This is a genomic window from Wolbachia endosymbiont of Drosophila seguyi (assembly GCF_028981765.1).
Taxonomy (GTDB): domain Bacteria; phylum Pseudomonadota; class Alphaproteobacteria; order Rickettsiales; family Anaplasmataceae; genus Wolbachia; species Wolbachia pipientis.
The window spans coordinates 1-9012 of sequence record NZ_JAPQLM010000129.1 but is presented as its reverse complement, the minus strand read 5'-3'; the positions used below and the strand labels follow the sequence as shown (position 1 = coordinate 9012).

The following is a 9012-nucleotide window of genomic DNA, read 5'->3' as shown; positions in this document are numbered from 1 at the left end:
TTTCTTTTGCCTTTTTTTCTGTTTAGTAAATTTCTTAATGTTTATAATTTAGATTAGTTGCGGCTTAAAAACAACTGAATCGCGGTTATTAAACGTTTAGAATAAAAAAACGCCATACTTGAAAGTATAATGTAAGTAATTAGCCAACCACGGGGCTTCTTTTGCCTTTTTTTTCGTTTGGCAAATTTTTTAACATTTATAGCTAAACGACAACCGTCATCCCGCTACTTGTTAGCGGGATCTAGAGATACCGCGAATGAATCGCGGTATGACGGTTCGTGGCGGTATGACGGTTCGCGGTGGCATGACGATAAGCTCGTCATCCCGCTACTTGTGAGCGGCTGAGATACCGTGGCGGTATGACGGTTCGCGGTGGCATGACGTAGAATTTTATACTCACCAACTCAGTATTCCAACCTGGATTGTATCTTATCGGTAAAAAAGAAGAGCTATTTTAGGAAGTTTTTATAGGACTAAAACCAAAGAAAACTTGCATATAAGTTTATCAAGATGTAAAATTAAAGTTATTTTAAAAGAATAGGTTAATTATGAATCTTGTAACAAAATCTGCTATCGATTTTACTGCTTCATCTGTTCTCTCTGACGGAGAAATTGTTGATGATTTCTGTCTGAGTAAGCGCATAAAAAATAAGTATGCTGTCCTTTTTTTCTATCCACTTGATTTTACTTTTGTTTGCCCAACTGAATTGATATCGCTCAATAATAGAATAAATGAGTTTGCAAAGCGTGGTGTTGAAGTGATAGGAATAAGTGTAGATTCAAAATTTTCACATTATAAATGGCGAAACACTCCAGTTAATGATGGTGGTATTGGAGAGATTAGCTACACTTTAGTGTCTGATATCAAAAAGTCTATATCAAGAGACTATGGGGTCTTATATGATGACTCAATTGCGCTGAGAGCAACTTTCGTTATTGATGATAAATTTATTGTACGTCATCAATCGATAAATGATTTGCCTTTAGGGCGTAATATCGATGAGTTCGTTAGAATCGTTGATGCAATTAAACATAATGAGGAGCATGGTGAAGTATGTCCAGCAGGGTGGAAGAAAGGTAAGCCAGCAATGCAGGCAAGCGATGAAGGAGTAGCTGATTATCTAAACTCATACAGTGAAGAATTATAAATTTAGTACAAAAGTTCTTATTATTGGATCTGGGGCAGCGGGTTATGCTGCCGCTATATATGCAGCACGTGCAAACTTAGAGCCAATTGTAGTAACGGGAATGCAGCCTGGTGGTCAGCTTACAATTACTACAGATGTTGAAAACTATCCTGGTTTTGTTTCAATACAGGGTCCAGAACTAATGGAGCAAATGAGGTTTCATGCAGAAAAGGTTGGAGCAAAAATAATAGATGATGAGATAAAAAGCGTTGAACAACTTGAGGACTTTAATGAGTATAGATTTAGATCTTCTGGTAATATCAATGACTACTATTCAGATGCAATTATCATTGCATCTGGTGCGCAAGCGAAGTGGCTTGGTTTAGAAAGTGAAAAGAAATTTCAGGGTTATGGGGTTTCAGCTTGTGCGACTTGCGATGGTGCATTTTTTAGGAATAAAGTTGTAGCTGTGATTGGTGGTGGAAACACTGCTGTTGAAGAAGCAATATTTTTAACTCGATTTGCCAAAGAAGTGATATTAATACACAGGCGTGATAAATTAAGAGCGGAAAAAGTAATGCAAGATAGGCTCTTTAAAAATGATAAAATAAAAGTAATGTGGAACCATGCCGTAGAGCAGATTCTTGGAGAAGAAAATCCAAAAAGGGTTGCTGGTATTGCGATTAAATCAGCAGAGATCGATAAAACCCAAGAATTAAAAGTGGATGGAGTGTTCATTGCAATCGGGCATGCACCAAATACGGGTATTTTTAAAGGCTTTGTTGAAATGGATGAGCAGGGTTACATCATTACAAAACCTGGAACAACTTTAACTAGTAGGGCAGGAGTGTTTGCTGCAGGTGATGTTCAAGATAAGGTATATCGTCAGGCAGTAGTTGCAGCAGGAACAGGATGCATGGCTGCGCTTGATGCAGAAAAGTTTTTAGAGTCGTAGTTAATTCTAGGATTTTGAATAAATCGCTTGCAATTTTCCTTTTCTTTTTCATAATTATATTAGTAAATTATTAGGTAGGTTTAATATGCTTTATGGAGGGGATGGGATAAATACTAATGGTTATAGATATAATCAGACAACTTCAAGACAGCTCGATGAACCAACACAAAAGTTATTTAAGGCTATTGATAACGAAAACCCGGAAGCTTTTAAACAAGCTCTGAAAGAAGGTGCGGATGTTAATGCGTTTGATAAGGAGGGCATGACACCTTTGATGTCTATTGTCAATGTCTGCGCTGTCAGCGGTGATGGACAGGCTACGTTAGAGAAAATGGCTAAATTGCTTATACAAAACAGAAGTATCAATATTAATGCTCAGAGTAAGCAATCTGTGTCTACAACACGGACGAGATATGATCCTAGTACACAAAGTGAAATATCAGAATTTATAACAACATCTAATATGCGCAAAGACACAGCTTTACATATTGCTTGTCAAGTTGGGGCTAAAGATGTGGTAAAAATATTGCTCACGCACCCAGATATAAAAACTGATATCAAAAATTATGAATATAAAAGCCCTGAAGATTGTATTGCAAGAGGATTTGAGCGCGTAATAAAATTAGAATTTAAAAAAGCACAAAAAGCAAACGAGTTGTTAGGTGCTCTTTCTAGCAGAAACATTTACCAAGCGAAAAGACCATTAAATCAAGAGTTTAACCCTAATTGCTGGAAAAGAAGCCGAAATGAAGAAATAGAAACGCCGCTTAGCTTAATTATTCAATCATGTTTACAAGGAATAACATCAGATAACAAAGAAGTATTGACAAAACTTTTAAAACATAAAGAGCTAGATCTTAGTGAAATAAAGCCAATACAAGCTATAGAGCAAAATTCGTGGGTGAAGCAAATAATTGAACAAGCCATTACAGAGCGATTAACCGCTACTATTAATAAAAAAGATTTAGATGATGTAAAAAAATTAGTAGAAGATAATTGCTTCATGAGTCATGCAATTGTTACTGCTGCATTGAGGGGTGTTAATAATCCAATCGAATCTATTACAAATTATCTAAATGAAAAATTTCCTGCAAATACATTACAACCTTTGGCAAGTACGAATGATATACCGGTAGGTTCTGAGCAAGTTATACAAGAACTTAAAGGTGAACTTGAAAGAACGAAAGCTCAACTCATAGAAAAAGAACGAGAGCTGGATAGGGTCGTACGCGAAAGAACGAGAGGCATTAACAAAATTTCACAGTTAGAAGAAGATTTAAGGCAGGAAAAATCGGCTCAAAAAACAAAAATCAATGATCTAAATAGTGAAGTAACTCGACTTAATAGAATTGTGTATGGAAGAGCAAGCGACACTGTCGAAATTTCACGATTAAAAAGAGATTTGAAGCAAGTAAGGGAAGAAAGAGATAGGCTTTCATCAGAAAATAGACTGCTCCGTAGTAATAAAAACGAAAAATCCTCGCAAGCAATTTCTTCTGGTAGAAAACTGAGCAACTACGCTTCTGCATGTTTTATATTGCTTGGAGTATATACTGTTGTTGCATGTTTAGTAATAGAAGATTATCCAGGGATAATAAGTGCTTTCTTTACAGCAGTTGCACTGGCTTTTTTTTTATTAGGATGTTGTAGTTTATATAAAGCAAACACAATACTTAGTGATGTTGAAAGCACTCAGCTTGGTGATTTAGAACGAAGTTAAAGTTTTGATTTCTTCTCCAGGCCCTGCTGAAAATTTTTGTACATGTTAAAAACATCTTGATAATTGAGGTGAGTGTAAATTTGAGTAGTTTCCAGGCTTGAGTGACCAAGCAGTTGTTGTATTGATCTTATGTCAATATCTTCCTGAAGCAAATGAGTAGCAAAACTATGGCGAAATGCATGTGGAGATAAAATTTCTGGTAAATTTAACATTCTCCTTATTTTTTGCAAACGATTGGCCACATAAGTTCTTCCCAATTTTTTTCCTCTTACTCCCAAAAAAAGATATTGTGTTTCATTATTAGTGCCAAGATAAGGACAGGCTTTTACATATTCTTGTATACACTTTTTTACTACCGGAAGAATGAATACCTGCCTTTGTTTATCTCCCTTACCTGTTACTATTAAACTTTCATTGTTAATATCACTAACCCTAAGGTTCAACGCTTCGCTGATTCTTAAGCCTGTACTATATAGCAGGACGATAATCGCAATTTCTCTTTTTACCACCCAAGATTCGCCCAGATCGGATAGTTTCATTTCTTTCAATAAAGTTTTTATATCAGGTATTGATAATGCTTTGGGCAAAGTTCTTCTCTGAATTGGCCTTGATAAGGAAAATACAGCTTCATTGTCTATATTGTGGTTATTTTTTATGTACTTGAAGAAATTTCTGATTACTGAGAGTGCTCGAGTGTTGGATCTTGCGTTTACACCTCTTGCGTAACGAGAGGTAAGCCAACTTCTTAACTCAGGTACGCTCAATTTTTCCAAAGTGCCGACATTTACTTCTCCACCAATGTGAGTATTTAGGAAACTTATAAGATCCTTCAAGTCCCTCATGTATGACTCTAAAGTGTTTGGTGAATAAGATCTGTTGCACCTCAGCCACTCATACCATTTTTCAATGATTGAACCGAGGTCCACAATTATTTTTTAAAGAAAGCATCGATGCACGCATCTCGAAAGGCTTCATTTATATCAGGATGAGAGTGACAAATTCTGTATATATCCTCTGCTGCTGCGCTATATGCCATTGCAACTGCTGCTTCGTTGATTAGCGTATCAGCGTATGCTCCTATGATATGCACACCTAGTATTGTATCTGCTCTGCTACAAGTCAGCACTTTCACGAATCCTTCAGCATCATCAGTGATTTTTGCTCTGCCGTTTGCAGCAAATTGACATTTACCAACTTTGTACTTACGGCCAGCATTTTTGAGTTCCTCTTCGGTTTTACCAATCGAAGAAACCGCAGGGTGAGTGTAAATGACAGATGGTATGATTCCATAATCAACGTGAGGTGACTGTCCTGCTATTATCTCTGCAACTGCCACTCCTTCTTCCTCTGCTTTATGAGCAAGCATTGCTCCACCGATCACATCACCAATAGCAAATATTCCTTTCACATTAGTTTCATATCTGTTGTTAACTTGAACGAAACCGCGATTATCTTTTTCTATTTTTTCATCAATACCAAGATTCTCAGTGCATGGTTTGCGTCCTGCTGCCACCAATACCTTATCCGCCTCCATAGTGTTTGTTTGATTATCTTTTACAGAGCAAACTTTCACACTCAAAGAATTACTACTTTGTTTTATCTCCTCAACTTTAGTGCTAAGTAAAAATTTTATTCCTTGTTTTTGTAGACTAGAAAGTAGAGACTTACTTAATTCTCCATCCATTGCTGCAGCGATTCTGTCAAAAAATTCTACTACAGTGACTTCAGACCCTAGCCTCCTCCATACAGAAGACATTTCAAGCCCTATTGCCCCGGCTCCGATTACGACAAGTTTTTTTGGTACTTCAGTTAAAGATAATGCACCAGTTGATGAAATAATACTTTTCTCATCGATATTAATTCCTGGCAAAGAAATAACGTCAGAACCGGTTGCAATTACTATATTTTTTGTCTTCAGCACCTTACCTTCAACTGAAACTTCAAGATTACCTTGGTCAAAAGAAGCAAGCCCATTGATTTTAGTGATTTTGTGAAGGTTAAACAGATATTCTATACCTTTTCCAAGTTCCTGAACTCTGGCGTCCTTATAGCCTAGCATTTCTTTTAAATCGAAACTTGCATCCTTAATTTTTATGCCAAGCTTCGACAGATCATTTTTCGTGTGAGCATACTGATAGGAAGAATGAAGTAGTGCTTTGGAAGGTATGCATCCAACTCGCAAGCATGTACCACCAAAAATGCTATTTTTATCTATGCAGGCAACTTTCAATCCAAGTTTTGCAGCAGCGATAGCACACTTATAGCCTCCTGGGCCACCACCTATAACAATTAAATCATAATCAGTCATAAAAAACAAACCTATTTTCTAAAGAATAAACACCTTTTCCCTCAGTTGTTACATATATCTTATTGCGAGTAAACACTGGAGTGTGAAACACATTACCAGGTACTTTGACTACCTTTCCTGCACTTTCAGATCCCGGAAAAGCAAACATTGAACCTTTATTGCTTGTCACCCACAGTGTATGGGCATGCATAATTGGAGCAAACAATTGCGTATTTTCTATTAAATCAGATGCCCAGACTGTTTCTCCATTTTTTATATCCAGGCCAATTATTTTATCGTCTTTAGTAACTATAAAAATTCTTCCGCCTTCTTTTTGTTTCTCTGCAGGAATAAGAGGACTATAATATGACTCAACGTCTGATACACTTTTTACTTGCAGTGACTTTGACCATAAAATATTTCCTGATTTCACGTCAATGCTATAAATATAAGAATTATTTGTAGCTATTAAAGTATCGCCAAGCACTCTCGGTGTAGTAGTTACATCTGTGAGCTGTGTATCCAAAAGGTTTGTAGCCAATTTTTGGCTCCACAATTTTTTACCGTCTTCATTAAAAGCTATTAACTCACCATTTGAAAATGGTGCTATTATTTTATCATTAGAAATTGCTGGCGATATGGAATACAAACCTCGAACCTCATTGATGCCGTTTTGATAAGTCCAAACGAAGCTGCCATCTTTTATATCAAACACGTACAGATAATTATCAATAGTCAATACTACCAATTTATTGTTTATTACTGCTGCTTTCCCTCTTACTGGAGCTCTCAATTCTTTTTCCCACTGAATCTCGCCGGTTTTTGCATCTATTGTGTGTAGAACGTTATCCACTATAAAGAAAACGTTTCCTCTGTGACGCAATAGGCTCATGTTACTAATTTTTTTTCTGTGTGAGAGGTGTAATTTCCAATTCATAGCCTTTGAGTTATCAATATCAAAGGAATATAAAGCGCCGTGCTTGTCTGATAAAATAACGCTATCTTCTGTAAGCACTGGAGCTACATATCCTTGAGATAGTTTTTTATCCACTAGACTTACTCTCTCGCTTGCCATTGTGTAACTGCTACACAATAACATTATCATGACAATTATTACTTTCATTATTTATTGAAAACAAGATTCATTAATATACATCTTAAGAACCTTAATTACAACGGAAATGTTCTTGCTGCATGTTAAAAACGTTGATTTATGAACGAAATATTATATTATTATGTGAGATAATGTATACTCTTAGAGGTAGTACACCTCATCCACTATGCGGCAACGTGCATAGCTGTACGAACATTGAGATATAAAAGTAATTTATACCAAGAAGAAAGATGTCATCCAAATAGCCTCTTTTCCTGTCATCCCAGTGCTTGACACTGGGATGGCTCTGTTGCATCGCAACTGAAAAAATCTGGTGGCTACTGACAAAATTCATTATAAAATAGCCATTTAACCGCTTAAGGAAAAATATGCCACAAAAAATGAGAGTTAGTAACTGCCATGAATATAACAAATTTCTAGAAAAAAGAGGAAATATTTTTCATTACATCGATAAAGCTATCGAAAATTGGTATGAAAATAGTCCAAAAATGCAGGGCGGCAACTATATTTATAGTGATAAAGTTGTGATTTTAGTGCATATAATCGTTAATCTTTTTAGAATTGGCTTAAGACAAACAGTCGGGTTTATAAAAGGATATTTGCAACAAATAGGAAGAGATTTAGCAGTTATCAGCTATTCGCAAGCTTCAAAAAAAACTTAATATTAAGATCAATGATTGCAGAATTGATAAAAATAATATGGAAGATATCGAAATTGCCATAGATAGCACAAGCATCAGCATTTATAACAACACACAGCAAGGAAAATAGCGCTGACAGAAAATATCGTGGTTATGAACAGACAAGAAAATTGCATGTAATGTTGAATATAAACAGCAAAAAAGCCATAGCTGCAAAATACAGTAACGGTCTGATCACTATGGAGCTTGCGATTTACTTAAAGGAGTTAATTTTCAGCATGCCATAAAAGCACTATATGCAGACAGAGCATATGACAGACATAAACTCTATAAATTGTGTGATGAATGCGGCATAAAGACAAAAATTCCTCCAAAAAAACAATGCAGCAGAGCATCCAAAGTATGGCAGAGAGAAATGCTGCAATTAGACTAATAAAGTCATACAGCGAAGATGGAATGAAGAGGTGGAAAAGGCAAACAAACTACGGAAAAAGATCTTATGTAGAAAGTTTTTTCTCGCGACTGAAACAAACATTCGGGTTTAATTTTCGGAACAAATCTGAAATTAATCGTGGGAAGGAACTGCTACTCAAGTGTTATTTGCTTAATCAATTTACTGACATTGGTATGGCTAAATTTGAAATGGCTACATGAATTTATCGTAAATTACCACCGCATAGTTGTAACATTGTACCATATTACAATGTTCGTACAGTTGTGTGCGCGACCGGGAGTTTTATACTATTCTAGAAGTAACATACGGAAAAGGGGGGATTCGAACCCCCGACATATTTTCATATGTGCACGCTTTCCAAGCGTGTGCTTTAGACCACTCAGCCACCTTTCCATGCTTATTCATAATATTGAAAATTGTACTGCTAAACAATATAAAAACCTGGTATATAGGGTTCACCACGAAAATTCACAGTATTGTTAAACTTGCTTCTGCAAGTTGGAAATGTTTTATCGCAACCTGCGAGTATTGAATATTTATCTCCAGCAAAAATTTGGTATGGAGGCGAAGTAAACAACGTAACTACTTTATTTTTAGAGGTTGTCCGGAAACAAGTAAAAGGCTATAATATCTGAAATTTTAGTACGGGGTAAAGATGAGAAAAAAGTATCCAACAGATCTAAGCGAAAGGGAATGGGCAAGAATAGAAAAACA

Annotated in this window: 6 protein-coding genes, 1 tRNA gene and 2 pseudogenes; 4 read left to right on the top strand and 5 right to left on the bottom strand. The window is 36.1% G+C overall.

Going from position 1 to position 9012, the window contains the following annotated elements; translation table 11 throughout:
• Positions 1-548 precede the first annotated feature (548 nt).
• The 3 genes from OZD62_RS03105 (at position 549) to OZD62_RS03095 (ending at position 3802) form a co-directional block, all read left to right on the top strand.
• The gene (locus tag OZD62_RS03105) at positions 549-1148 is read left to right on the top strand and encodes a peroxiredoxin (protein ID WP_012673206.1); all 600 of its coding nucleotides are present in this window, start codon (positions 549-551) and stop codon (positions 1146-1148) included.
• Entirely contained in the window at positions 1135-2082 is a 948-nt protein-coding gene (trxB, locus tag OZD62_RS03100; protein ID WP_275019414.1) for a thioredoxin-disulfide reductase, read from the top strand. Before OZD62_RS03105 ends, trxB begins: the two co-directional genes overlap by 14 nt.
• Positions 2083-2167: 85 nt before the next feature.
• Positions 2168-3802, top strand: coding sequence for an ankyrin repeat domain-containing protein (locus tag OZD62_RS03095; RefSeq protein ID WP_275019413.1), 1635 nt, complete (start codon positions 2168-2170; stop codon positions 3800-3802).
• Here OZD62_RS03095 and OZD62_RS03090 read toward each other — a convergent pair.
• Genes OZD62_RS03090 through OZD62_RS03080 form a run of 3 tightly spaced genes read right to left on the bottom strand, consistent with a single transcriptional unit; the run spans position 3799 to position 7212 of the window.
• Complete coding sequence (locus OZD62_RS03090) at positions 3799-4728, bottom strand: tyrosine recombinase XerC (RefSeq protein WP_208571627.1); 930 nt, start codon at positions 4726-4728, stop codon at positions 3799-3801. The two genes, OZD62_RS03095 and OZD62_RS03090, sit on opposite strands and share 4 nt — an antisense overlap.
• A gap of 2 nt (positions 4729-4730) precedes the next feature.
• The gene (gene lpdA, locus OZD62_RS03085; protein WP_275019412.1) at positions 4731-6110 is read right to left on the bottom strand and encodes a dihydrolipoyl dehydrogenase; all 1380 of its coding nucleotides are present in this window, start codon (positions 6108-6110) and stop codon (positions 4731-4733) included.
• Positions 6103-7212 (bottom strand): outer membrane protein assembly factor BamB family protein, encoded by a 1110-nt coding sequence (locus OZD62_RS03080; RefSeq protein ID WP_275019411.1) that lies wholly within the window; start codon positions 7210-7212, stop codon positions 6103-6105. Before OZD62_RS03080 ends, lpdA begins: the two co-directional genes overlap by 8 nt.
• 359 nt (positions 7213-7571) lie before the next feature.
• On the opposite strand from OZD62_RS03080, the pseudogene OZD62_RS06255 reads away from it, so the two are divergent.
• Positions 7572-8498: pseudogene (locus OZD62_RS06255) on the top strand (IS5 family transposase).
• Between the two features lie 106 nt (positions 8499-8604).
• On the opposite strand, the gene OZD62_RS03065 reads toward OZD62_RS06255, so the two are convergent.
• Together OZD62_RS03065 and OZD62_RS03060 are read right to left on the bottom strand one after the other, a co-directional pair.
• Positions 8605-8691 (bottom strand) — tRNA-Ser (locus OZD62_RS03065).
• Positions 8692-8722: 31 nt separating this feature from the next.
• Positions 8723-8893 (bottom strand): annotated as a pseudogene (locus OZD62_RS03060) (phage BR0599 family protein); the annotation flags it as partial.
• Between the last annotated feature and the right edge of the window lie 119 nt (positions 8894-9012).

Excerpts from the sequence above, each read along its gene's own strand:
- lpdA (WP_275019412.1), bottom strand. The coding sequence starts at position 6,110 with ATGACTGATTATGATTTAATTGTTATAGGTGGTGGCCCAGGAGGCTAT.
- OZD62_RS03080 (WP_275019411.1), bottom strand. The coding sequence starts at position 7,212 with ATGAAAGTAATAATTGTCATGATAATGTTATTGTGTAGCAGTTACACA.
- OZD62_RS03095 (WP_275019413.1), top strand. The coding sequence starts at position 2,168 with ATGCTTTATGGAGGGGATGGGATAAATACTAATGGTTATAGATATAAT.
- OZD62_RS03105 (WP_012673206.1), top strand. The coding sequence starts at position 549 with ATGAATCTTGTAACAAAATCTGCTATCGATTTTACTGCTTCATCTGTT.